Annotated in this window: 21 protein-coding genes and 1 tRNA gene; 11 read left to right on the top strand and 11 right to left on the bottom strand. The window is 60.4% G+C overall.

Features of this window, described 5'->3' with window-relative positions; genetic code table 11:
• The first annotated feature begins 240 nt into the window (after window positions 1–240).
• Window positions 241–993: a carbonic anhydrase gene (locus ACYP2Q_RS07600; RefSeq protein WP_459730092.1), complete on the top strand. Its 753-nt coding sequence runs from the start codon at window positions 241–243 to the stop codon at window positions 991–993.
• Window positions 994–1,056: 63 nt separating this feature from the next.
• Here ACYP2Q_RS07600 and ACYP2Q_RS07595 read toward each other — a convergent pair whose 3' ends face one another.
• Window positions 1,057–1,251 (bottom strand): hypothetical protein, encoded by a 195-nt coding sequence (locus tag ACYP2Q_RS07595; protein ID WP_459729941.1) that lies wholly within the window; start codon window positions 1,249–1,251, stop codon window positions 1,057–1,059.
• A 585-nt stretch (window positions 1,252–1,836) separates the two neighbouring features.
• A tRNA-Val gene (locus tag ACYP2Q_RS07590) sits at window positions 1,837–1,913 on the bottom strand.
• Window positions 1,914–2,096: 183 nt separating this feature from the next.
• On the opposite strand from ACYP2Q_RS07590, the gene ACYP2Q_RS07585 reads away from it, so the two are divergent.
• Window positions 2,097–3,380: an NAD(P)/FAD-dependent oxidoreductase gene (locus ACYP2Q_RS07585; RefSeq protein ID WP_459729940.1), complete on the top strand. Its 1,284-nt coding sequence runs from the start codon at window positions 2,097–2,099 to the stop codon at window positions 3,378–3,380.
• Between the two features lie 57 nt (window positions 3,381–3,437).
• On the opposite strand, the gene ACYP2Q_RS07580 is transcribed toward ACYP2Q_RS07585, so the two are convergent.
• A complete protein-coding gene (locus tag ACYP2Q_RS07580) occupies window positions 3,438–3,872 on the bottom strand; it encodes a DoxX family protein (RefSeq protein WP_459729939.1) in 435 nt (144 codons plus the stop codon).
• 102 nt (window positions 3,873–3,974) lie between these two features.
• Window positions 3,975–5,396 (bottom strand): MltF family protein, encoded by a 1,422-nt coding sequence (locus tag ACYP2Q_RS07575; protein ID WP_459729938.1) that lies wholly within the window; start codon window positions 5,394–5,396, stop codon window positions 3,975–3,977.
• 231 nt (window positions 5,397–5,627) lie between these two features.
• On the opposite strand from ACYP2Q_RS07575, the gene ACYP2Q_RS07570 reads away from it, so the two are divergent.
• Window positions 5,628–6,434 (top strand): TatD family hydrolase, encoded by an 807-nt coding sequence (locus tag ACYP2Q_RS07570; protein ID WP_459729937.1) that lies wholly within the window; start codon window positions 5,628–5,630, stop codon window positions 6,432–6,434.
• Between the two features lie 45 nt (window positions 6,435–6,479).
• Here ACYP2Q_RS07570 and ACYP2Q_RS07565 read toward each other — a convergent pair whose 3' ends face one another.
• Window positions 6,480–7,709: an acyl-CoA dehydrogenase gene (locus ACYP2Q_RS07565; RefSeq protein WP_459729936.1), complete on the bottom strand. Its 1,230-nt coding sequence runs from the start codon at window positions 7,707–7,709 to the stop codon at window positions 6,480–6,482.
• A 164-nt stretch (window positions 7,710–7,873) separates the two neighbouring features.
• On the opposite strand from ACYP2Q_RS07565, the gene ACYP2Q_RS07560 reads away from it, so the two are divergent.
• The 3 genes from ACYP2Q_RS07560 to ACYP2Q_RS07550 all read left to right on the top strand — a co-directional run bounded on the left by ACYP2Q_RS07560 (window position 7,874) and on the right by ACYP2Q_RS07550 (window position 10,437).
• A complete protein-coding gene (locus tag ACYP2Q_RS07560; protein ID WP_459729935.1) occupies window positions 7,874–8,803 on the top strand; it encodes a LysR family transcriptional regulator in 930 nt (309 codons plus the stop codon).
• 206 nt (window positions 8,804–9,009) lie between these two features.
• Entirely contained in the window at window positions 9,010–9,408 is a 399-nt protein-coding gene (locus ACYP2Q_RS07555; protein WP_459729934.1) for a MerR family transcriptional regulator, read from the top strand.
• Window positions 9,409–9,537: 129 nt separating this feature from the next.
• Window positions 9,538–10,437 carry a hydroxymethylglutaryl-CoA lyase gene (locus tag ACYP2Q_RS07550; RefSeq protein ID WP_459729933.1) on the top strand — a complete coding sequence of 300 codons (900 nt, stop codon included), beginning with the start codon at window positions 9,538–9,540 and terminating at the stop codon, window positions 10,435–10,437.
• A 690-nt stretch (window positions 10,438–11,127) separates the two neighbouring features.
• Here ACYP2Q_RS07550 and ACYP2Q_RS07545 read toward each other — a convergent pair.
• On the bottom strand, window positions 11,128–12,825 hold the full coding sequence (locus tag ACYP2Q_RS07545; protein ID WP_459729932.1) for an AMP-binding protein: 1,698 nt from the start codon (window positions 12,823–12,825) through the stop codon (window positions 11,128–11,130).
• 274 nt (window positions 12,826–13,099) lie between these two features.
• Here ACYP2Q_RS07545 and ACYP2Q_RS07540 point away from each other — a divergent pair, with 274 nt between their 5' ends.
• From ACYP2Q_RS07540 to ACYP2Q_RS07525, 4 genes are all read left to right on the top strand, one after another.
• Window positions 13,100–14,263 carry an isovaleryl-CoA dehydrogenase gene (locus ACYP2Q_RS07540; protein WP_056724068.1) on the top strand — a complete coding sequence of 388 codons (1,164 nt, stop codon included), beginning with the start codon at window positions 13,100–13,102 and terminating at the stop codon, window positions 14,261–14,263.
• 12 nt (window positions 14,264–14,275) lie between these two features.
• The gene (locus ACYP2Q_RS07535) at window positions 14,276–15,883 is read left to right on the top strand and encodes a carboxyl transferase domain-containing protein (RefSeq protein WP_459729931.1); all 1,608 of its coding nucleotides are present in this window, start codon (window positions 14,276–14,278) and stop codon (window positions 15,881–15,883) included.
• 135 nt (window positions 15,884–16,018) lie between these two features.
• Complete coding sequence (locus ACYP2Q_RS07530; RefSeq protein WP_459729930.1) at window positions 16,019–16,834, top strand: gamma-carboxygeranoyl-CoA hydratase; 816 nt, start codon at window positions 16,019–16,021, stop codon at window positions 16,832–16,834.
• A complete protein-coding gene (locus tag ACYP2Q_RS07525) occupies window positions 16,834–18,789 on the top strand; it encodes an acetyl/propionyl/methylcrotonyl-CoA carboxylase subunit alpha (RefSeq protein WP_459729929.1) in 1,956 nt (651 codons plus the stop codon). Before ACYP2Q_RS07530 ends, ACYP2Q_RS07525 begins: the two co-directional genes overlap by 1 nt.
• Window positions 18,790–18,828: 39 nt before the next feature.
• On the opposite strand, the gene ACYP2Q_RS07520 is transcribed toward ACYP2Q_RS07525, so the two are convergent.
• Complete coding sequence (locus ACYP2Q_RS07520; protein WP_459729928.1) at window positions 18,829–19,467, bottom strand: LexA family protein; 639 nt, start codon at window positions 19,465–19,467, stop codon at window positions 18,829–18,831.
• Between the two features lie 128 nt (window positions 19,468–19,595).
• Here ACYP2Q_RS07520 and ACYP2Q_RS07515 point away from each other — a divergent pair, with 128 nt between their 5' ends.
• On the top strand, window positions 19,596–19,937 hold the full coding sequence (locus ACYP2Q_RS07515) for a DUF6124 family protein (RefSeq protein ID WP_459729927.1): 342 nt from the start codon (window positions 19,596–19,598) through the stop codon (window positions 19,935–19,937).
• A gap of 408 nt (window positions 19,938–20,345) precedes the next feature.
• On the opposite strand, the gene ACYP2Q_RS07510 is transcribed toward ACYP2Q_RS07515, so the two are convergent.
• Genes ACYP2Q_RS07510 through ACYP2Q_RS07495 form a run of 4 tightly spaced genes read right to left on the bottom strand, consistent with a single transcriptional unit; the run spans window position 20,346 to window position 24,354 of the window.
• Complete coding sequence (locus tag ACYP2Q_RS07510; protein ID WP_459729926.1) at window positions 20,346–21,956, bottom strand: gamma-glutamyltransferase family protein; 1,611 nt, start codon at window positions 21,954–21,956, stop codon at window positions 20,346–20,348.
• A gap of 31 nt (window positions 21,957–21,987) precedes the next feature.
• Window positions 21,988–22,767: an amino acid ABC transporter ATP-binding protein gene (locus ACYP2Q_RS07505; RefSeq protein ID WP_459729925.1), complete on the bottom strand. Its 780-nt coding sequence runs from the start codon at window positions 22,765–22,767 to the stop codon at window positions 21,988–21,990.
• A 1-nt stretch (window position 22,768) separates the two neighbouring features.
• The gene (locus ACYP2Q_RS07500; protein ID WP_459729924.1) at window positions 22,769–23,536 is read right to left on the bottom strand and encodes an amino acid ABC transporter permease; all 768 of its coding nucleotides are present in this window, start codon (window positions 23,534–23,536) and stop codon (window positions 22,769–22,771) included.
• A gap of 11 nt (window positions 23,537–23,547) precedes the next feature.
• Window positions 23,548–24,354 (bottom strand): ABC transporter substrate-binding protein, encoded by an 807-nt coding sequence (locus tag ACYP2Q_RS07495; RefSeq protein ID WP_459729923.1) that lies wholly within the window; start codon window positions 24,352–24,354, stop codon window positions 23,548–23,550.
• Window positions 24,355–24,433: the final 79 nt, after the last annotated feature.

Below are 24,433 nucleotides of genomic sequence, written 5' to 3'. Positions count from 1 at the left end.
CGGGAAACTCCTGTAAGAACGAAGTCGAATCGGCCTGTCAGTAGTAGCTCATCAATCAATGGATTGCACCCGCCGGGCAACCTGCATTTTGTATCAACACCTCACCCGCACATTCGCTGCAAGCCCCGTACAACGTAATGTTACACACCGACTAGACTCCAACATTCCAGTGTTGAACTCCCGCAGGTACGCTCCCCACCGGCAGTCATTCCCACCAAATTGACCTGAGTGCACAACATCATGTGTGAATCATGTGATTCAAACTCCGCAGCAAAAACCAATGAGCGTCGTCGTTTTCTTCGCCTTGCCGGATTAGGCGCAGGTGCCCTGTTATTGGCCGGCGCCCTGCCGAGCCGAATAATTGAAGCAGCCGAGAAAAGCGCCTTGGCGCCAAAGCCCAAAAACGTCATCAGCCCGGATGAGGCACTGAAAAGGCTGATGGAGGGCAACGAACGGTATGTCAGCGGGAACTCGCAAACCCACGACTTCAAGGACGAACGAGAAGCGCTGGTTTCCGGCCAGAACCCGTTTGTGGCAGTGCTGAGCTGCTCTGACTCGCGCATCGCACCGGAATACGCGTTCGATACCGCCCGGGGCGATCTTTTCGCCGTACGCCTGGCGGGCAACTTCGTCACGGACGAAGGCCTGGCAAGCCTTGAATACGGCGTTGCCGTGCTCGGCGCCCCGCTCATCCTGGTATTGGGTCATGAACGCTGCGGAGCCATCGAGGCCGGCGTGAAGGCTGTCAAGGATCACACGGTATTTCCCGGGAAGATCCCTTCCCTGACGGATGCACTCAAATCCGCTATCGAGCAGGTAGGCAGTCATCCAGGTGACCTGGTGGAAAACGCAACCGTGCAAAACATCAAGAACTCGATCGAGCGCCTCAAGCAAGCCACGCCCTTGCTGAGTGACGCGCTCGGCAAAGGCCAGTTGAAAATAGTGGGCGGCATTTATCGACTGGCCACAGGCAAGGTCGAGCTTGTTGCCTGAATCGAGCAGCTAACGTGGCCAAGCCGCCGATGTGAAGAGCCCAGCGCGAAGGCTGGGCTCTGGTCATTTCCTGCAGTCCATCATCTTGTCCGCGAGCGCCTTGGCCCTTTCGATCAACAGATTCTGCCGGTCTTCATGGGTGGCCCCGCCGACGACGGGCGCCGTCAGATTGCTTTCGGCAATCAATGCGGCGCAGAAATATTGATCCCACACGGCCTTGTGATCGGATGCCTGCCTGTTCACTTGATCGGAGGTCATAATCGACTCCTTCAGATGAGGTTACAGTGCTTATCTTACGCCTGAGGCCCCTGTAGCGTTACAGGATCCAGCGCAGCAGCACATGGCTGGCAATCCAGGGCGACGCCTCGACCACCGTCCATTGAAGCAAAAGGCAGATGGCCAGGTAAGCCGCAAAGAACTTGATCATTGTCCGCCTCCCCATCAATACACTCCCACCTCAATGCACACGAAACGCCCGGTCGCCTGTCCTGCTTTGATGCGAATGGCTGCTGGCAGTTCAACTCGGGACGAATTGATTTCATTCGGCCACAGCATACGCACTAACCAAATGATAATATTTCTCATGTGAGAGTGAATGGCGGGGATGCCGAAGTCAATGAGGGAACGTTACGAGGTCCAAGTTGTGACCAGTGCGTGGAGCGAGCGCGCCAAACTGGACGGGAATGTGGTGGGATTAAAACGCATTCAATAATGCGGGCAGTGCAAGGCGTCGAATGGGCGTTTCGAGCGAGGGCTTTGCAAGGCTTCTCAAATCACAGACAACAAAAAAGGGCCCACCTTTCGGTGAGCCCTTCCAGACCGCCCAGCAGAGCGGATTTTGTTTGGTAGGCGCGATTGGACTCGAACCAACGACCCCCACCATGTCAAGGTGGTGCTCTAACCAACTGAGCTACGTGCCTGCTGTGAGGCGGCATTCTACGGAATTCCGGAAGGGTGTCAACACCTTTTTTCGCGCTAACCCTATGAATATGCAAAATATTTAAATTTGCTGCGGCAAGGAAGATTTTTCGGTGGCTGGCGGCGGTTTTGCAACTCGGGTAGGATCGGCACTATCGTTAAATTTATTAAACAGAGGCTGCAGGATGGCGAACACCCCTTACCCAGAGTCGTATTACGCTGCATCGGCCAATGCGGTGCCGCCGCGTCCGTCGTTGCAGGGTGAGGTCGAGACGGACGTCTGCGTGATCGGCGCCGGTTATACCGGGCTGTCCTCGGCCCTGTTTCTGCTGGAGCACGGCTTTCGGGTGACGGTGCTGGAAGCGGCCAGGGTGGGTTTTGGTGCGTCGGGGCGCAATGGAGGTCAGATCGTCAACAGCTACAGCCGTGATATCGATGTCATCGAGCGCAGTGTTGGTCCGCGGCAGGCTCAGTTGCTGGGGCAGATGGCGTTCGAGGGCGGGCGGATCATCCGTGATCGGGTGGCCAGGTACGACATTCAGTGCGACTTGAAGGACGGCGGCGTGTTTGCCGCCATCACTGACAAACAGATGGGACATCTGGAAGCCCAGAAGCGTTTGTGGGAGCGATTCGGGCATACGCAGCTGGAGCTGCTGGATCAGCGCCGCATCCGCGAGGTCGTGGCTTGCGATCAATATATCGGTGGCATGCTCGACATGAGTGGCGGGCATATCCATCCGCTCAACCTGGCGCTGGGTGAAGCGGCGGCCGTGGAGTCGCTGGGTGGCACCATTTATGAGCAATCACCGGCGGTGCGCATCGAGCGCGGTACCAGCCCGGTCGTGCAAACGCCTCAGGGCAAGGTCAGGGCCAAGTTCATCATCGTGGCGGGCAACGCCTACCTGGGCAACCTGGTGCCGGAGCTGGCGGCCAAATCGATGCCTTGCGGCACCCAGGTGATCACTACGGAGCCCTTGGGCGATGAGTTGGCGAAAAGCCTGCTGCCCCAGGACTACTGCGTCGAAGACTGCAACTACCTGCTCGACTACTACCGCCTGAGCGGCGACAAGCGTCTGATTTTCGGCGGCGGCGTGGTGTATGGCGCAAGGGATCCGGCGAACATCGAAGCGATCATTCGGCCGAAGATGCTCAAGGCGTTCCCGCAGCTCAAGGATGTGAAGATCGACTACGCCTGGACCGGAAATTTCCTGCTGACCCTGTCGCGCCTTCCTCAGGTCGGGCGACTGGGCGACAACATCTATTACTCCCAGGGTTGCAGCGGCCACGGCGTCACCTACACGCACCTGGCGGGCAAGGTCCTGGCCGAGGCACTGCGCGGTCAGGCTGAACGTTTCGACGCCTTTGCCGACCTGCCCCACTACCCGTTCCCGGGTGGACAGCTGCTGCGTACACCCTTTGCCGCACTGGGAGCCTGGTACTACGGATTACGCGACCGACTCGGGTTCTGATGCACCCAACAAAAAATGCCCGTGATACGGGCATTTTTTTGTCTGCTTGAAAAACAGTCAGCCGGCGATGGCGCGGTCCGCCGACAGCTTGCCGGCCCCTTCGATCAGTACCGCGATGCTGCCACCGAGCAATGCCAGGGCGAATTCATAGCCGTTGTTGGCCATGAACAGGCCATTGCTGATATGCACGGTAAAAATTGCCACCAGCGAAAGGAAGGTCAAGCCCAGCGCCGCCGGACGTACCAGCAAGCCGATGATCAGTGCCAGGCCGCCGAAGAACTCGGTGCCGCCCGCCAGCGTCGCCATCAGGTAACCCGGTGCCAGGCCTATGCTTTCCATGTACTGCGCAGTGCCCGCTAGGCCATAACCACCGAATGCGCCGAAGAGTTTCTGCGAACCGTGGGCAGCGAAGATGATGCCGACGAAAATCCGCAAAACGGTCAGGCCGAAGCCGGCGCGGGTAAACAATACCTTGTTGATCAGTGAGCTCATGCTGTGACATCCCTTGATGTGTGTGTTGGTCGGCCGCTATATTAATCAGTAAATCTCATGTTAAAAGCGCAAATAATCCGCCATAACAATCAGTTTATTCGATCATTTACGCAAGGCAACTGTTTGCCCCTGGGGCTCCAACGACTCCCGCTCCCGATCGAACGCCAAGTAATACTTGTTCACGCTATTAACATAGCTGACAGGTCCCATTCCCACCTGCTCCATGGCGATGCGTTCAACCTGAAAGAACCACTGATTCGGATTCAAGCCCCGTCGCCTAGCCTCGGCACGCATCCCCTGCACCCGCTCCGGACCGATGTTGTAGGCCGCCAGCACAAAGGCCATGCGCTCGCGCTCGTTGAGCTTGGGGCTGGCGAAGAACTTGCGGCGAATCATCGCCAGGTACTTGGCCCCGGCCTGTACATTTGCATCCAACTCTTGAATGTTGTTCACACCGACGCGCTGCGCCGCTGACGGCGTGATCTGCATCAGCCCGGTCGGTGCACCGCCACTGCGCGCCGCGGGCTGCAGGCCGGACTCCTTGAACGCCAGCGCCGCCAGGTTCAGCCAGTCCATGTCCTGGGCGGTTGCATGCTTTTGCAGTACCGGCCGCAGCTTTTCCAGGCGCTGGCGATCAGCCTTGGCCAGCGGATAGTGGACCTGGTACTGGCGTCGATAGATGCGCAAGAACGCCGCATCCTGGTCCGACGGCTTTTTATAGCCTGCCAGGAAACGATCGATGCTGGCCCGCAGCATCGACGCGTCGCGGCGCACGAACCAGAACTCTTCGCCCGGCTCGCTGATGAGCACCTGGCGATCGACCCGCAACTTCGGCAGGATCTTGCCCCAGCGTTCGGCAATCGGTAGTTCGACGATGGTCAGATGGAAGATCCCGCCCTGAACCATCTCCAGCACGTCCTCGACCGCCAGGCTCGGGTCGACCCACTCGATCTTGACGGGCGGCAGTTTATGTAACGCCAGCTTTTGATTGATCTGGCTGATGGCATCACCGGCGGCGCTGCCGTTGGGCAACGCCAGGGTTTTGCCCGACAGTTGTTCGAGACGGGTGTAGCGACGTTCGCCCTTGATCCCCACCAGCACCAGCGGGATGTCACTGGCAACCGGCTCACTGCTGCTGACGGCGAAGCCCGGCTGCAGGTCGAGCAATTCGCCGGGGGCTACCAGGTCGCCCTCCCCCCGCTGCAACGCACCGAGCAATTGATCCTTGGCTTTGGGAATGATCTTGAGGGTGATTTCCTGGCCGTCGCGGGCGTGGCCGTTGAGGTATTGCTCGAAAGCGCGCAGGCGATGATATTCGACACCGATGGCCTGGCCCTGGACTTCGCCGGAGCTGTTGCGGCTCTGATTGACCAGCACGCGCAGCACACGGCTGCTGCGGATGTCCGTGAGGTCACGAACCTTGGATGCCGGCACGGCTTGCAGCGGCCCGGGCAGACGCGCAACCGCCGACATCGGCAGCAGCAGCGAGCAACACAGCAGTAGCAAGACCGAGGGACGGATCATCCACTCTCCGCAAAGAATTCAGGTCGACCACATGAATGCATGCAATCAAGCGACAGAAACAGAGCGCCTGAAGCGCTGGCAACGCGCGAAAGACCGGCACAATGATGGCATCGCCACCACCCAGACTCGTTCGCGACATTAAGAGACCGCTATAACTCGTTGTAGTTCTTGGCTTTTCTAATAAATCTAGAGCTCTGGTATGCTTTGCGGCCCCGGGCCCGAGGTAGCACCATGCAACTCATCGATATCGGCGTCAACCTGACCAACCCCAGTTTTGCCGACAAGCACCAGGCAGTACTGGACCGCGCCTATGCCGCCGGGGTCTGCCAATTGGTACTCACCGGCACCAATGTCGAGGGCAGCGAACAGGCGCTGGAGTTGTGCCGGCAACTGGATGAAACAGGGCAACGGCTGTTTGCCACTGCCGGTATTCATCCCCACGCCGCCAGCGACTGGAATGCCGACAGCGCCCGGCGCCTGCGCAGTTTGCTGAAGGAACCTGACATCGTGGCGGTCGGTGAATGCGGCCTGGATTTCAATCGCGATTTTTCACCGCGCCCACAGCAGGAGAAAGTCCTCGAGGAACACCTGGCGCTAGCGGTCGAACTGCAAATGCCGGTGTTCCTGCACGAACGCGATGCCAGCCAGCGCCTGCTGGAAATCCTGCGGGACTATCGCGATCAATTGCCGGCCGCGGTGGTGCACTGCTTCACCGGCGAAAAGAAAGCGCTGTTCAGTTACCTGGACATGGATTTGCACATCGGCATCACCGGCTGGATTTGCGATGAGCGCCGAGGCACGCATTTGCACCCCTTGGTCAAGGAGATCCCACGCGGACGGTTAATGCTGGAGAGCGATGCGCCGTACCTGTTACCGCGCAGCCTTCGCCCCAAACCGAAAAACGGTCGCAACGAGCCGGCGTACCTGACGCAAGTGTTGCGCGAGGTGGCCTTGCACCGCGGCGAAAGCCAGGAAGACCTGGCCGCCCACAGTACGGCTTGCGCGCGGGTGTTCTACGGACTGCCCAGCGTGGATTGAACGCGCTGAGTGAGCGCGGACCCTGATTGGGCCCGCGCTGACGTCTTAATGACTGCTACGCAACATCTCTTCAGGCACGTACTTGCCGATCTCGAACTTGCCAATGGCCGCGCGGTGCACTTCATCCGGACCGTCCGCCAGGCGCAGGGTGCGCTGCATGGCATACATGTAGGCCAGTGGGAAATCGTTGGAAACCCCTGCCCCGCCATGGATCTGGATCGCCCGGTCGATCACGCGCAAGGCCACGTTCGGTGCCACCACCTTGATCTGCGCGATTTCACTCTTCGCCACTTTGTTGCCGACGGTATCCATCATGTACGCCGCCTTGAGCGTCAGCAGGCGGGCCATGTCGATCTCCATCCGCGAATCGGCGATCTTGTCAATGTTGCCGCCCAGGCGCGCCAGGGGTTTACCGAACGCCGTGCGGTTCACCGAGCGTTTACACATCAGTTCCAGCGCACGCTCTGCCATGCCGATCGAACGCATGCAGTGGTGAATGCGACCCGGGCCAAGACGACCTTGGGCGATTTCGAAGCCGCGTCCTTCACCCAAGAGGACGTTTTCGTACGGCACCCGAACATTTTCAAACAGCACTTCGGCGTGGCCGTGGGGGGCATCGTCATAGCCAAACACGGGCAACGGCCGCAGGATTTTCACGCCGGGGGTGTCTACCGGTACCAGGATCATCGAGTGCTGCGCATGGCGCGGTGCGTCGGGGTTGCTCAGCCCCATGAAGATCAGGATCTTGCAACGAGGATCGCAAGCACCGGAGGTCCACCATTTCTTGCCGTTGATCACCCACTCGTCACCGTCGCGCACGGCACGGGCGGCCATGTTGGTGGCGTCGGAAGACGCGACGTCCGGCTCGGTCATGGCGAACGCCGAGCGGATCTCGCCGCGCAGCAAGGGTTCGAGCCAGCGTTGTTTCTGTTCTTCGTTGGCGTAGCGCACCAGCACTTCCATGTTGCCCGTATCCGGGGCCGAGCAGTTGAACGGCTCGGGTCCCAGCAGCGAACGCCCCATGATTTCAGCCAGCGGCGCGTATTGGAGGTTGGTCAGGCCGGCGCCGAGTTCGGACTCAGGCAGAAACAAATTCCACAAGCCTTCAGCCTTGGCCTTGAGCTTGAGTTCTTCCATGATCGCGGTCGGCTGCCAACGGTCGCCCTCGGCGACCTGGCGCTCGAATACCGCTTCGGCGGGATAGACGTAGGTGTCCATGAACGCGGTCACGCGCTCACGCAGTTCTTGCACCTTGGGCGAATAAGCGAAATCCATGGCCAGCTCTACCTTTTCAACGGGGTTTTGAGGTGTTGTTCAGTCATGCAATCGATGCTAGAACAGCCATGAAAATTTACCTAGCCTATTCTCGGCGTGTATAAACATTCATCACCGATATATGATCGACTGATCGAGCCCACCTAAAACAAGAGTGCAGCGCAATGAATCTGAGCAAGGTCGACCTCAACCTTTTCATCGTCTTCGACGCGATCTACACCGAGGCCAACCTGACCCGCGCCGGACAGATTGTCGGGATTACCCAACCTGCGGTATCCAACGCGCTGGCCCGGTTGCGCGAGACGTTCAACGACCCTTTGTTCGTGCGCACCGCCCAGGGCATGGTGCCTACGCCCATGGCGCAAAACATTATCGGCCCGGTACGCAACGCACTTTCGTTGCTGCGCGTTTCGGTGCAGGAAAGCCGCATCTTCAATCCCTTGCAGGCGGTCAAGACCTACCGCATCAGCATGACCGACCTCACCGAAGCGGTGATCCTGCCGCCGCTGTTCCAGCGCCTGCGCCGCCTGGCGCCGACCGTGATCATCGAAAGCTTCTTGTCCAAGCGTCGCGAGACCACCAAGGAACTGGCCGCGGGCCGGCTCGACTTCGCCGTCGATGCACCGCTCAATACCGACCCGCAGGTGCGCCACGTCAAGCTGATGGAAGACCGCTATGTGTGCGCCATGCGCAAGGGGCACCCGCTGGCGGGCAAGGAAAAATTCACCCTTGATGATTACCTGGGCCTGACCCACATCCACATTTCCAGCCGGCGCAGCGGCCTGGGCTATGTCGACCTGGCCCTGGGCAAAATGGGCATCCAGCGCAAGATCGCCCTGCGCTCACAGCATTACCTGATGGCCTCGCAGGTGTTGCAGCAGACCGACATGGTCATGACCGTGCCGGAACGCTTCGCGCGCCGTAATGACTTGCACGCCTTTTATCTGCCGGTCAACGATGTGCCGCCGGTGGAAACCCACCTGTACTGGCACGAAAGCACTGACCAGGACCCGGCGAACCGCTGGATGCGCGAGCAGATGATCGAGTTGTGCCAGCAGGTGACGGCGCAGGAGAAGAAACTGGACACGGTGTGAGGCGTTACACCGCGTTATCGTGTTTCGCGAGCAAGCCCGCTCCCACACTTAATCTTTGCTGAACACAGTATTTGTGTTCGACGCAAATCAAAGGTGGGAGCGGGCTTGCTCGCGAAGAGATCAGCAAGAACACCCAAAACTCACGCCCCTTGACGTAAACGTCAACCTGCCATTAGCTTAGCGCATGACCTTTTGCGAGCGCGCCCATGAGCAGCCAGACATACAGCATTTCCGACCTCGCACGCGAGCTCGACATCACCACCCGGGCCATTCGTTTCTATGAAGAACAAGGCCTGCTCAGCCCCGAGCGGCGCGGCCAGGAACGCATTTACTCACCTCGCGACAAGGTCAGCCTCAAGCTGATCCTGCGGGGCAAGCGCATCGGCTTTTCCCTGGCCGAATGCCGGGAGCTGATCGAGCTCTACGATCCGTCCAGCGGTAACACCAAGCAACTGCACAGCATGCTGGCAAAAATCAGCGAGCGCCGTGAACAGCTGGAACAGCAACTGCTGGACATCGAACAGATGAAACTGGAGCTCGATACCGCTGAAGAGCGTTGCGTCCTGGCCCTGGAACAAACGCTCAAGAGTCAACAAGTCGTGTAGGAGCGAGCTTGCTCGCGAATGGACGTCAGGGCACCGCGTGCATTCAGACTGTCCTCGTCATCGTTAACGCCCTTCGCGAGCAAGCTCGCTCCTACAGGGTTTCCGAAAAATCAGCAGAGGTCGAATCCCATGTCTCTTCCCACCCACGTACGCCTGGTCGAAGTCGGCCCCCGCGACGGTCTGCAAAACGAAGCCCAACCCATCAGCGTTGCCGACAAGGTCCGACTGGTCGATGCGCTGACGGCTGCGGGCCTTGGCTATATAGAAGTCGGCAGTTTCGTTTCGCCCAAGTGGGTGCCGCAGATGGCGGGATCCGCCGATGTCTTCGCGCAGATCCAGCGCAAACCAGGCGTCACCTACGGCGCCCTCGCCCCCAACCTGCGCGGCTTTGAAGATGCCCTCGCCTGCGGGGTCAAGGAAGTCGCAGTGTTCGCCGCGGCGTCCGAAGCGTTTTCCCAGCGCAACATCAATTGCTCGATCAGCGAAAGCCTGGAGCGCTTCGTGCCCATCATGGAGGCCGCGAAGCAGCATGGCGTCAGCGTGCGCGGTTACGTGTCCTGCGTGCTGGGCTGCCCCTATGAAGGTCACGTTGCACCGGAACAGGTAGCGCATGTGGCCCGTGAGCTCTACGCCATGGGCTGTTACGAGGTTTCGCTGGGCGACACCATCGGCACCGGCACCGCAGGCGCCACGCGCAAGATGTTCGAGGTGGTGTCGGCCCAGGTGCCGCGGGACAAACTGGCCGGGCACTTCCACGACACTTATGGCCAGGCAATGGCCAACATCTATGCCAGTCTGCTGGAAGGCATCTCGGTGTTCGACAGCTCCATCGCCGGTCTTGGCGGCTGCCCTTATGCCAAGGGTGCCAGCGGTAACGTGGCCACCGAGGACGTGGTTTACCTGCTCAATGGCCTCGGGATCGAGACCGGAATTGACCTGGATGCGCTGATCCTGGCCGGCCAGCAAATCTGCAACGTACTGGGTCGACCTACCGGTTCGCGCGTGGCCAAGGCGCGTAGCGCACAGTGAGTGTGCGGGTGTGTCGGGGTGTTACCGCTACCTCCTGAATGTGGGCGAAAGCGAGTAACACGGAAACAGAATCCAGGGTTTTCCCTGAAGCCGAAAACCTTACGAAAATCTAAGTTATTGTTTTTAAAGGATTTTTAAAAGTTGGCACGGCTCCTGCTATATCTATCGCATAACAAGAATAAAAAAATTGGCGACACCCCTAATAAAAACAAGACGTAACGACTCTGACATAACAAAAACAACACGGCAGAGACGCAGCTAACAGATTTTTTTGGAGAGGATGTGCTTTTCAGGGTGCTTTTCGGAGATACCCGCAACCGGGCAGAGAATAATAAAACTACCTTCAGGTAGCTCCCGAACTGGTTGGATCGCTCAGCGAGAAAGTAGATCAGCGCTCAAAAAAATACGTTTGCTCTTGATCCCGGATGGGGATCGACAAAAACAGCGGTAAAGGGTCAACGGTCACCAAAAACAAAAACAGACCGCCCCTCAATAATAAAAAAAGAGCACGCAACGAAAATTAAAGGGGAGCTTCGGCTCCCCTTTGTGCTGTCTGGTATTTGAGATTTCCACGTCCCTGTGTAGGAGCGAGCTTGCTCGCGAAGGTCGTCAACGATAACGCGCTCATTCTGGATCAACGCGACACTCTTGAGTTCTTCGCGAGCAAGCTCGCTCCTACAAGGGAATGAGTCAGGCCTTATTGATGCGCAACTCCTCGATGCTGATCTCGCGCATCCGGAATTTCTGGATCTTGCCCGTCACCGTCATCGGAAACTCTTCCACGAACTTGAAATGACGCGGCGTCTTGAAGTGCGCGATGCGCTCCTTACACCAGGCTTGCAGCTCCTGCTCGGTGGCACTGTGGCCGGGGTGGAACTTGATCCAGGCGACGATCTCCTCGCCATAACGCGAGCAAGGAATGCCGATCACCTGCACATCGGCCACTGCCGGGTGGGTGAAGAAGAACTCTTCCAACTCGCGCGGGTAAATGTTCTCGCCGCCGCGGATGATCATGTCCTTGTTGCGCCCCGCAATGCACACGTAGCCCTCGTCATTCATGCTCGCCAAGTCACCGGTGTGCATCCAGCCGGCCTGGTCGATGGCTTCCGCCGTGCCTTGCGGGTTGTTCCAGTAACCGAGCATCACACTGTAACCGCGGGTACACAGCTCACCGATGGTGCCACGGGGCACCAGGTTGCCCGCTTCGTCGATGATCTTGCTTTCCAGCTGTGGCTGGGTACGGCCGACCGTGGTCACGCGCAATTCCAGGTCGTCCGACGGACCGGTCTGCAACGACACCGGACTGGTTTCGGTCATGCCATAGGCAATCTGCACTTCGCTCATGTGCATTTCGCTGATGACCCGGCGCATGACCTCGATCGGACAGGTGGCACCGGCCATGATCCCGGTGCGCAGGCTGGACAGGTCGAAATCGCCGCGTTGGGGTTGATCGAGCATGGCGATGAACATGGTCGGCACGCCATACAGCGCGGTGGCCTGTTCTTCGGCGACGGTGCTGAGGGTCAGCAGCGGATCGAACGCGTCGTTGGGGTAGATCATGGTGCTGCCGTGGGTGATGCAGCCGAGGTTGCCCATGACCATGCCAAAGCAGTGGTACAACGGCACCGGGATCACCAACCGGTCGACGGCGGTAAGGCCCAGGCTTTCACCGACCATGTAGCCATTATTGAGAATGTTGTAGTGGCTGAGGGTCGCGCCCTTGGGGAAGCCGGTGGTGCCGGAGGTGTACTGGATGTTCACCGCCTGATCGAAGTGCAGGCTGTTTTGGCGTTCATGCAATTGCTCTACCGATACGCTGCCCGCCCGTTCGGTCAGTTGCGACCATGGCAGGAAACCGGCCGGCGGCTGCGCATCCAGGCTGATGACCCCGCGTAGATCCGGCAGGCGCTCGCTGTGCAATTGGCCGATGGATTGCTCCGCCAGTTCCGGCACCAGACCCTGCAACATCTCGTGATAGTTGGAAGACTTGAAAGCCCCGGCGCTGACCAGCCACTGGCAGCCGGACTGCTTCAACACGTATTCGAGTTCGGAACTGCGGTAGGCCGGGTTGATGTTGACCAGGATCACGCCGATTTTCGCCGTGGCAATCTGCGTGATGCACCACTGGGCGCAGTTTGGGGCCCAGATGCCGAGACGGTCGCCGGCTTGCAGGCCCAGCGCCAGCAGCGCCCTGGCATGCAGGTCTGCCGCGTCCGCCAGTTGTCGCCAGGTGTAACGCAGCTGTTGATGGCGCACCACCAGCGCCTCCCCGTCCGGGTACTGGGCAACTGTGTTGTCGAACGCCTGGCCGATGGTCATCGCCAGCAAGGCTTTGTCCTGGGAACCACGGGTGTAACTGCGTTGCGGGCTTGCACTGGGTTGATCCATGACGACCCCTATTGTCTTTATTAATGGGTTGCTAATGGTCCCTGTAGGAGCTGGCTTGCCAGCGAAGAGGCCGGCACGCTCAACACTGATGTCGACAGGTCCGACGCCTTCGCGGGCAAGCCCGCTCCTACAGGATTCAATGCCCCTACTCTCGCTCAAGTTGACGTTAACGTAAAGGGCGATTGACAGCCATTCGTCACAGGTTTACGTTAACGTAAAGGTGAGAGCTGAATCACTGCCCTCCCCACCCTACAAAAAAAGCCAAAGGTGACCCATGAGCTACCCATCCCTGAACTTTGCCCTCGGTGAAACCATCGACATGCTGCGCGATCAGGTTCAGTCCTTCGTCGCCAAGGAGATCGCCCCGCGCGCCGCTCAGATCGACATCGACAACCTGTTCCCCGCCGACCTGTGGCGCAAATTCGGCGACATGGGCCTGCTGGGCATTACCGTGCCGGAAGAATACGGCGGTGCAGGCCTGGGTTACCTGGCGCACGTGGTCGCGATGGAAGAAATCAGCCGCGGCTCGGCCTCTGTCGCCCTGTCCTATGGCGCGCACTCCAACCTCTGCGTCAACCAGATCAACCGCAACGGCAACCACGAACAGAAAGCCAAATACCTGCCGAAGCTGATCAGCGGCGAACACATCGGCGCCCTCGCGATGAGCGAACCTAACGCCGGCTCAGACGTGGTCTCGATGAAACTGCGCGCCGACAAGCGTGGCGACAAGTACGTGCTCAACGGCAGCAAGACCTGGATCACCAATGGTCCGGACGCCAACACCTACGTGATCTACGCCAAGACCGACCTGGAAAAGGGCCCCCACGGCATCACCGCTTTCATCGTCGAGCGTGACTGGAAGGGCTTCAGCCGCAGCAACAAGTTCGACAAGCTCGGCATGCGCGGCTCGAACACTTGTGAGCTGTTCTTCGATGACGTGGAAGTACCGGAGGAGAACATCCTCGGCGTGCTCAACGGCGGCGTGAAGGTGCTGATGAGCGGCCTCGATTACGAGCGCGTCGTGCTGTCCGGCGGCCCGACCGGGATCATGCAGGCCTGCATGGACCTGATCGTACCGTACATCCACGACCGCAAGCAGTTCGGCCAGAGCATCGGCGAGTTCCAGCTGATCCAGGGCAAGGTCGCCGACATGTATACCCAGCTCAACGCCAGCCGCGCCTACCTCTATGCGGTAGCCCAGGCCTGCGAGCGCGGCGAAACCACCCGCAAGGACGCTGCCGGCGTGATCCTCTACAGCGCCGAGCGCGCCACGCAGATGGCCCTGGACGCGATCCAGATTCTCGGCGGCAACGGCTACATCAACGAATTCCCGGCCGGTCGCCTGCTGCGTGACGCCAAACTGTACGAAATCGGCGCCGGCACCAGTGAGATCCGTCGCATGCTGATCGGGCGTGAGCTGTTCAACGAAACCCGCTAAACGGAGCTGTCCATGGCTATTCTGCATACCCAGCTCAACCCCCGCTCGGCGGAGTTCGCGACCAACAGCGCAGCGATGCTCAAACAGGTCGACGCCCTGCACACCCTGCTTGCCCAAGTGGCACAAGGTGGCGGCCCGAAAGCGCAAGAACGCCACACCTCCCGTGGCAAACTGCTGCCCCGCGAGCGCATCAACCGCCTGCTCGACCCAGGCTCGCCGTTTCTGGAAATCAGCCAGCTGGCGGCCTACGAGGTGTACGGCGAAGACGTGCCCGCCGCCGGTGTGATTGCCGGGATCGGCCGCGTGGAAGGCGTCGAATGCATGATCGTCGCCAACGATGCCACGGTAAAAGGTGGCTCGTACTACCCGCTGACCGTGAAAAAGCACCTGCGCGCCCAGACAATTGCCCAGCAAAACCGCTTGCCGTGCATCTATCTGGTGGACTCTGGCGGCGCCAACCTGCCGCGCCAGGACGAAGTGTTTCCGGACCGTGAACACTTCGGCCGGATCTTCTTCAACCAGGCCAACATGAGCGCAATGGGCATCCCGCAGATTGCCGTGGTCATGGGCTCCTGCACCGCGGGCGGCGCCTACGTACCGGCCATGGCCGACGAGGCCATCATGGTGCGCGAGCAGGCGACAATCTTCCTCGCCGGCCCACCGCTGGTGAAAGCCGCGACGGGCGAAGTGGTCAGCGCCGAAGATCTTGGCGGGGCCGATGTACACTGCAAGATCTCCGGTGTGGCCGACCATTACGCCGAAAGCGATGAGCACGCCCTGGCCCTGGCCCGGCGCAGCGTCGCCAATCTCAACTGGCGCAAACAGGGCGAAGTGCAGCAACGCACCCCGATCGCCCCGCTCTATGCCAGCGACGAGTTGTATGGCGTCGTGCCGGCCGATGCCAAGCAACCGTTCGACGTGCGCGAAGTCATCGCGCGGCTGGTGGACGGTTCGGTGTTCGACGAGTTCAAGGCCTTGTTCGGGACTACATTGGTGTGCGGCTTTGCCTACCTGCACGGTTATCCGATCGCCATCCTCGCCAACAACGGCATCCTGTTCGCCGAAGCGGCACAGAAAGGCGCGCACTTCATCGAGCTGGCTTGCCAGCGCGGCATCCCGCTTTTGTTCCTGCAAAACATCACCGGCTTCATGGTCGGCCAGAAATACGAAGCCGGTGGCATCGCCAAGCACGGCGCGAAACTGGTGACCGCGGTGGCCTGCGCCAAGGTGCCGAAGTTCACCGTGATCATCGGCGGCAGCTTCGGTGCCGGTAACTACGGCATGTGCGGCCGGGCCTACGATCCGCGCTTCCTGTGGATGTGGCCAAACGCGCGCATCGGCGTGATGGGTGCCGAACAGGCGGCCGGCGTGCTGGTTCAGGTCAAGCGCGAGCAGGCAGAGCGTGCCGGCCAGGGTTTCAGCGCCGAGCAGGAAGCCGAGATCAAGCAACCGATCCTCGACCAGTATGAAGAGCAGGGTCACCCCTACTACTCCAGCGCGCGCCTGTGGGATGACGGCGTCATCGACCCGGCCCAGACCCGCGACGTGCTGGCACTGGCCTTGTCCGCGTCGTTGAACGCGCCAATCGAACCGAGCCGCTTCGGCGTGTTCCGGATGTGATCCGACCTTGTAGGAGCGAGCTTGCTCGCGATGGACGTTAACGATAACGCGTATGTTCTGAATGAACGCGTCGCCCTTGAGACCATCGCGAGCAAGCTCGCTCCTACAGGGACAGAGTTGTGGAGACGGATGAATATGAGCGACTTCAATACCCTCGAACTGCTGACCGACCCGCGTGGTTTCGCCACGCTGTGGCTCAGCCGTGAAGAAAAGAACAACGCCTTCAACGCCGAGATGATCCGCGAACTGATCATCGCCCTGGACAAAGTGGCCAGCGATGCCAGCCTGCGATTCCTGATCGTGCGCGGTCGTGGCAAACATTTCAGCGCCGGTGCCGACCTGGCCTGGATGCAGCAATCGGCCGAACTTGACTACGCCACCAATCTCGACGACGCCCGGGAACTGGCGGAGCTGATGTACAACCTCGCCAAGTTGAAGATCCCGACCCTGGCGGTGGTGCAAGGTGCAGCCTTCGGCGGCGCGTTGGGCCTGATCAGTTGCTGCGACATGGCCATCGGCGCCGATGACGCGCAATTCTGCCTGTCGGAAGTGCGTATCGGCCTGGCGCCGGCGGTGATCAGCCCATTCGTGGTACAAGCCATCGGCGAACGCGCGACGCGGCGTTATGCCCTGACCGCCGAACGTTTCGGCGGGCAACGGGCACGGGAACTCGGCCTGTTGTCGGAGAGCTACCCGACCGCCGAGCTGGAACAGAAGATCCAGCAGTGGATCGACAACCTGCTGCTCAACAGCCCGGCCGCCATGCGCGCCAGCAAGGACTTGCTGCGTGAAGTCGGCGACGGCTCGTTGACCCCGTCCCTGCGTCGCTACACCGAGAATGCCATCGCTCGCATTCGCGTCAGCCCCGAAGGCCAGGAAGGCCTGCGCGCCTTTCTGCAAAAACGTCCGCCGAGCTGGCAAGCCGCAACCACCACCAAGGAGCCGCGTTGATGAGCGCACCTGTCCTCACTACCCTGCTGGTGGCCAACCGCGGCGAGATCGCCTGCCGGGTGATGCGCACCGCCAAGGCCCTGGGCCTGACCACCGTGGCCGTGCACAGCGCCACCGACCGCGATGCCCGGCACAGCCGTGAAGCCGATATCCGCGTCGACCTCGGTGGCAGCAAGGCCGCCGACAGTTACCTGCAAATCGACAAGCTGATCGCCGCCGCGAAGGCCAGCGGTGCCCAGGCGATCCACCCCGGTTACGGTTTTTTGTCAGAGAACGCCGGGTTCGCCCGCGCCATCGAAGCCGCCGGCCTGATCTTCCTCGGTCCGCCCGCCTCGGCCATCGACGCCATGGGCAGCAAATCCGCGGCCAAGGCCTTGATGGAAACTGCCGGCGTGCCGTTGGTACCGGGCTACCACGGTGAAGCCCAGGACCTCGAGACCTTCCGCTCCGCCTGCGAGCGTATCGGCTACCCCGTGCTGCTCAAGGCCACGGCCGGCGGCGGCGGCAAGGGCATGAAAGTGGTCGAGGACGTCAGCCAGTTGGCCGAAGCCCTGGCCTCCGCCCAGCGCGAAGCACAATCGTCGTTCGGCGATTCGCGGATGCTGGTGGAGAAGTACCTGCTCAAACCCCGTCACGTGGAGATTCAGGTCTTCGCCGATCAACACGGCAACTGCCTGTACCTCAATGAACGCGACTGCTCGATCCAGCGGCGGCACCAGAAAGTCGTCGAAGAAGCACCGGCACCCGGCCTGAGCCCTGAACTGCGCCGGGCCATGGGCGAAGCGGCTGTGCGTTCGGCACAGGCCATCGGTTATGTCGGAGCCGGCACCGTGGAATTCCTGCTCGATGCCCGCGGCGAGTTCTTCTTCATGGAGATGAACACCCGCCTGCAGGTCGAACACCCGGTGACCGAAGCCATCACCGGTCTTGACCTGGTGGCCTGGCAGATCCGCGTGGCCCGTGGCGAAGCGTTGCCAATGACCCAGGAACAGGTACCGCTGAACGGTCACGCGATTGAAGTGCGGTTGTATGCCGAAGATCCGGGCAACGACTTCCTGCCCGCGACCGGTCGCCTCGAGCTGTATCGCGAATCCGCGCCGGGTGCAGGTCGCCGGGTGGACAGCGGCGTTGAAGAAGGCGATGAGATTTCGCCATTCTACGACCCGATGCTCGGCAAGCTGATTGCCTGGGGCGAAGACCGCGAACAGGCGCGCCTGCGCTTGCTGGGCATGCTCGATGAATTCGCGATTGGCGGGCTCAAGACCAACATCAACTTCCTGCGGCGAATCATCGGCCATCCGGCGTTTGCCCAGGCCGAACTCGATACCGGGTTCATCCCGCGTTACCAGGAACAGCTGCTGCCACAGCCTGCGACGCTCAGCGACGAGTTCTGGCAAGCCGCCGCCCAGGCGTTTGCCCAGAGCCTGCACAGCAAGTCGCGTGTCGATGATCCGAGCTCGCCCTGGGCGATCGGCAACGGCCTGCGCGCCGGCTTGCCCGCGCAAATCACCCTGCACTTGAGTTGCGAAGACCAGGACCGCGCGTTGACCCTGGGCAACCCCCAGTCCCACAACGCACGACTCACCGGCGAGCACTTGCTGACCGAGCACGAGGGCGTGCGCCGCCAGCACCGGGCGATCCGCCGTGGTGACTACCTGTACCTGCAATGGCAAGGCGAACTGCGCCGAATCGAGACCTACGACCCGATCACGGCCGTCGAAGCCAGTCACAGCCATCACGGCGGACTCACCGCCCCCATGAATGGCAGCATCGTGCGTGTGCTGGTAGAGGCCGGGCAAACGGTCGAGGCCGGGGCGCAACTGGTGGTGCTGGAGGCGATGAAGATGGAGCACAGCATCCGCGCGCCCCATGCCGGTGTGATCAAGGCGCTGTATTGCCAGGAAGGCGAGATGGTCAGCGAAGGCAGTGCGCTGGTCGAACTGGAAGAAGCCTGACCGCCAGGCCGGCCGTGCCCATGGCGCCGGCCGGCCTGGCTAGAACTTCACGGTGGCCTGGACCACCACGCCGATGATTCGGCACTCTTCGCTAAACAGGCTTTTCGGATAGGTCGGATTGAGCGGGACCAGGTAACGCTGCCCGCCCTCTTCGCTCAACTTGCGGAAAATCGCCTCGTTACTGTCCGGCCATTGCGCGATCACCAGTTTGCCTGGCACGGCTTCCACATCCGGGTCCACCAGGATCAACATGCCCTCTGCAATGCTGGGGCCACTGGGTGCGGTCATCGCGTCGCCAGCCACCGTCAGCCAGAACGCCGCGCCTCGGGCGTGGTAGTCGGACAGTTCGAAACGGTATGTCGCCTGCTCCCCATCGCGCACCTGCGCGGTGTCCCGCCAGTCACTGACCGGGTAGCGAAAGTACGGGTTGTACTTTTGCGTCAGGCAAACCTCGTCGTCCTGTTCGTGCGCAGGCTCGCGAATCACCAGCGCCACCTCGAGAAAGCCCAGGCCCAGCGCCTGCAGGACACGATTCATGTCGTCGATGCCCGGCTGTCGGCGTTTTGTCAGCCAATGCCCGATACCACCCTGGGACATCCCGAGGCGGTCGGCGAGTATTTCCTGAGTGATCTTGAGGTCACTCATCTTGGCCTTGACCAATTCTATCCATTTATCCATGTGCGGCACGATACGTGGCGGCCCTCGGCGGACAAAACACAAAATGTAGTATTAATACTATTGTCACAAATACGTAACGTATTAGGATGGTTTCACGACCTGAATTTATCACGGAGCTCGCCTTGACCATGAATCCACCCAGCAACGACTTGCCCGACATGCAAATCGATACGTCCCTCAACACCCCCCAGGGCTCTGCCGCCGCACAGCGAGCGTTGGATTACTACTTGAAACCAGCTGTTGCAGAGGCCGCGGCGCAGGAGCATCTGTTTGACGTAAACCGTAATATCAGCATCGAAGATGCCCTGGTGCATGCTTCCGGCTTGCTGCGTTGCGCCGCCGCCACCGCCTACGAGTCAGCCAGCCACCTGCACGGTGCTCATCGGGACCTGGCGCTCTCGACGGTGCATATGATCGACATGGCAAAGGCAATGGTGAACCGCTCCCTGGAGGGCGGCAAGAATGGCTAGCGGGAAGGTGCTGAACAGAAGGACAGGAAAGAATTTTCCTGACGCGCAGACAAAATCGTTTGACTTGCAAACGAGAATGATTATTATTGCATCAGCTGGTCGCGAGATCAGTCGATGGCCCAGGTGACCTTAGGTCGGTCTCCTGGACTATCTCCTCATCAGGCTAATCACGGTTTTTGACCCGGCTTTTTGCCGGGTCTTTTTTTTGCCAGTTTTCTGGCTTATGGCTTCAGGCTAATGAAGTCTTGATGTGTCGCAAATTCGATGGCGCGGATCATATCAAAAGAACATCAGTTGGCAAGAGAAGCCTTGTGGCAATGGGGCAAACTAATGGCAAATAGCACTTGAGAATCAATCGCATAAACACTAAGCTGCGATGGCGTCAGGGAAGACGCCCCCCTTCAGCTTTTAAAATACCGCTATATGCGAGTCCGCTCGCGGCTCGGTCCCGCCACACAACACACCGGTTGTTGGGTCGCGCAGGATGATTTGTCCACGCCCGTAACTGGTGCGATCACACACCACCTGCACTTCGTGCCCGCGACGAGCCAGTGCCGCCGCCATGTCCCGCGAGGCGTCCTGCTCGATGCCTACCTTCATGTCGCCCAACCACTGCCAGCGTGGAGCATCCAAAGCCGCTTGTGGGTTGAGCCCGAAATCCACCAGGTTCATGACCATCTGCACATGGCCCTGGGGCTGCATGTAGCCGCCCATCACGCCAAAAGGCCCCAAGGCCTCACCGTCCTTGCTGAGAAACCCTGGAATGATGGTGTGGAAGGTCTTTTTCCCGGGTGCCAGGCAATTGGCGTGAGCGGGATCAAGGCTGAACTCTTCACCGCGGTTTTGCAGGGCGATGCCGCTGTCCGGCAACACCACGCCGGAACCGAATCCGTGATAGTTGCTCTGGATGAATGACACCATGTTGCCGTCAGCGTCGGCGGTGGCCAGGTAGACTGTGCCACTGGCATGGGGGTCGCCCGGTTGGGGTGCCACCGCGCGTTCACCGATCTGCGCCCGGCGATGGCTGGCGTAGGCGTCGCTGAGCAGGTCATCCACGGCGACCCGCATGTGCTGCGGGTCCGTGATGTAGTGCAGCCCGTCGCTGTAGGCGAGTTTCATGGCTTCGAGCTGACGGTGCCAGGTCTGTTGGCTGTCACGGTGGTCGAAATCGAAGCCTTCGAGAATCTTCAGTGTCATCAAGGCCACGAGTCCCTGGCCGCTCGGCGGAATCTCCCAGACGTCGACGCCGCGGTAGTTGACCTTGATCGGCTCGACCCACTGGGCGCGGTAGTCTTGCAAATCACTGGCGCGCAGATAGCCGCCCGTGGCGCGCGAATGGGCGTCCAGGCGTTGCGCCAGCGCCCCGCGATAAAAGCTTTCACAACCGGTGGCCGCCAGTTCGCTCAAGGTGCGGGCCTGGGCCGGGTTGCGAAACAGTTCGCCTGCCCGAGGTGCGCGGCCGTCGATCAGAAAGGTTTCGAACCAGCTTTCCAGCACGTCGTTACGATCCGGGGTGAAGTCCTCCAGCGCGGTTTGCCACTGCAACGCAACCACCGGCGACAGCGGGAACCCATCCCGCGCCAGGCTGATCGCCGGCTGCAACAAATCGGCAAAGGGCAGGCGACCGAAACGCGTGGACAACTCTGCCCAGGCGGATGGACAGCCCGGCACGGTCACGGGCGTCCAGCCATGCAACGGCATCTTTTCATGACCGGCCGCCTTCACCGCCTCGATGCTCAGGGCTTGGGGGGCAGCACCGTTGGCGTTCAGGCCGTGCAGTTTGTCTTGCGTCCAGACCAACGCAAAGGCGTCGCCGCCAATCCCGCAACCGGTGGGTTCGACCACCGTCAGGGCCGCGGCCGTGGCGATCGCTGCATCGATGGCGTTGCCGCCGCGACGCATGATTTCAATGCCGGCTTCGGCTGCCAATGGCTGCGAAGCGGCGACCATGCCGCGTTTGGCGAAGACACTTTGACGCTGTGAAGCGTAGGGATACTCATGGGCAGAAAACTTGAACATGGCAGGACTCACACAAATTTGTTTGATGGACTCAAAGCACACGGCTCAGAAAGGCACGGGTACGGGCATGCTTCGGCTGGCTGAAGATCTGTTCGGGCGGCCCCTGCTCGATCAGTTCACCTTGATCGAGCACTACCACCCGGTCGGCCACCTCCCGGGCAAAACCCATTTCGTGGGTGACCACGACCATGGTCATGCCCTCTTCAGCCAACTCCTTCATCACTTGCAGCACTTCACCCACCGTCTCCGGATCCAGGGCGCTGGTGGGCTCGTCGAACAACATCGCCTGCGGTTTCATGGCCAGTGCCCGGGCAATGGCAACCCGCTGTTGCTGGCCACCTGACAACATCGACGGATAGTGATCGGCCTTCTCCGCCAACCCGACGCGCTTGAGCAGCGCCCTCGCCTGTTCCAGCGCCGCCGCGCGCGACACGCCGAGCACCTGGATCGGCGCCTCGATGATGTTTTCCAGAGCTGTCATGTGTGGGAACAAATTGAAGCGCTGAAACACCATGCCGATGTCCCGGCGCTGGCGGGCAATGTTGCGTTCCGAGTCGCGGGCCAGGCTGCCATCGGCCCGGGTGCGGTAGCCCATGGGCCGACCGCCGACGCGGATCTGCCCGGATTGAATGTCTTCCAGCAGGTTGATGCAGCGGATAAAGGTAGTTTTGCCGGAACCGGAAGCGCCGATCAGCACCACCACTTCACCGCGTTTCACTTGCAGCGAAATGCCCTTGAGAATTTCCAGGTCACCGAAAGACTTATGGATATCCAGCGCTTCGATGACCAGTTCTTCACTCATGTGCGCCATCTCAACGCCCCCTCAACAGTTTCATGGTGTTGCGGCCGAACATGCGGCTGGCGGCCGGTGCCGGACGATCGGACTGGCCGAAGCGTTGTTCCAGCCAGCGCTGGAAAAAGCCCCACAGCGTGGTCAATGCCAGGAAGTAGATAGCGACGACCAGGTACAGCTCGAACACCCGAAAAGTCGCCGAGGTCACCATTTGCGTGCTGAGCAGTAGCTCCTGCACCCCGATGACGCTGACCAGCGTGGTGTTTTTCAGCATCACGTTGAACTCGTTGCCCAGCGGCGGCACGATCACCCGGAACGCCTGGGGCAGGACGATGCGCCGCATCAACTTGGCAAAGGTCATGCCCAGGGAACGCCCGGCTTCGTATTGGCCCTTGTCCACTGCACCGATGCCGGCGCGGATGATCTCCGCCATGTACGCGCCTTCATTCAGGCCCAGGGCGATGATCGCCGCCTGGATGTTGCCCGGCACGATAAACCAGCCCAGGTCCAGGTCTTCAAAGCGCAATATCCCCCCTGCCGCCAATGCCGTGTACAGAAACACGATCTGCACCAGCAACGGCGTGCCGCGCATCAGCCAGACATAGAAGCGCACCGGATACTGCAACAGCGGGTTACTCGACAGCTTCATCAACGCTGCGATCAGCCCCAGGACGCAACCGAGCAACATCGCCGACACGCTGATCAGGCAGGTCAGCCACAGCCCCGTCAGGTAGACATCGCTGGGCTGCAGCAGGTACTGCCAGAACACATCCCAATTGAAATTCATCCGGTTTGCCCTCAGTCCAGTTTGTCGCTGTCGACATGCCATTTACTGAGGAGCGCGGCGTAACTGCCGTCGGCGCGCATGCCTTGCAAGACTTCGTTCAACGCCACGGTCAGCTGCGGGTCGCTTTTGCGCACGCCGAAACCGGTAAGGATGCGGTTGAACGCCGGCACTGCCGACTGGAACAGGTCAGGAGCGAGTTGCTGGTAATGGCCGGCGGACTCGACCGTGGTGCCGAAGGCGTCCACTTGATTGATGCGCAAAGCCTGGAAGGCATCGGCGTCGACGTTGTACACCACCAGTTTCATCGGTGCCTTGCCGGCCGCTTCGAGTTTTTCGTTTTCCTTGCCCAGCAGCACCCGGATCGTCGAGCCGTTGCTGACCGCGACCTTGAGCCCGGACAGATCCTCCAGGGTGTTCACCGCTTTCGGGTTGCCCTTGGGCACTACGATGGATTGGCTGGAATACATGAAGTTGACGATGTCGATCACCTCGCGGCGTTCGGGCTTGTCGAACAACTGATCGACGATCATGTCGCACTGCTGCGCCAGCAGCGCCGGGATCAGCCCGGCGAAAGGCGAGATGCGCCACTCGACCTTTTTGTCGCCCAGGCGCTGGGCAATCGCTTCGCCCATGTCGACCTGCAGCCCCACCGGCTTTTGCTTGATGTCGAACGACACCAACGGAGGGGAATCCATGCCGGAGCAATAGACGATCTTCTCGCTCTTGCTCAATCGCTCGGGTAACTCGGGGGCGGCGACCGCCCATTGCGAACACAGACTCAAGGTGAACACGGCAACTAACGCGCAAGGCTTGTGCATGGGCATGACTCCAGTGGGCTGCAACGGTGTCCCCTGTAGGAGCTGGCTTGCCAGCGATTGGCGCTTGAGTCTTGCTTCG

Source organism: Pseudomonas sp. MHK4 (genome assembly GCF_054600775.1).
This window is presented reverse-complemented; position numbering and strand designations above follow the sequence as displayed.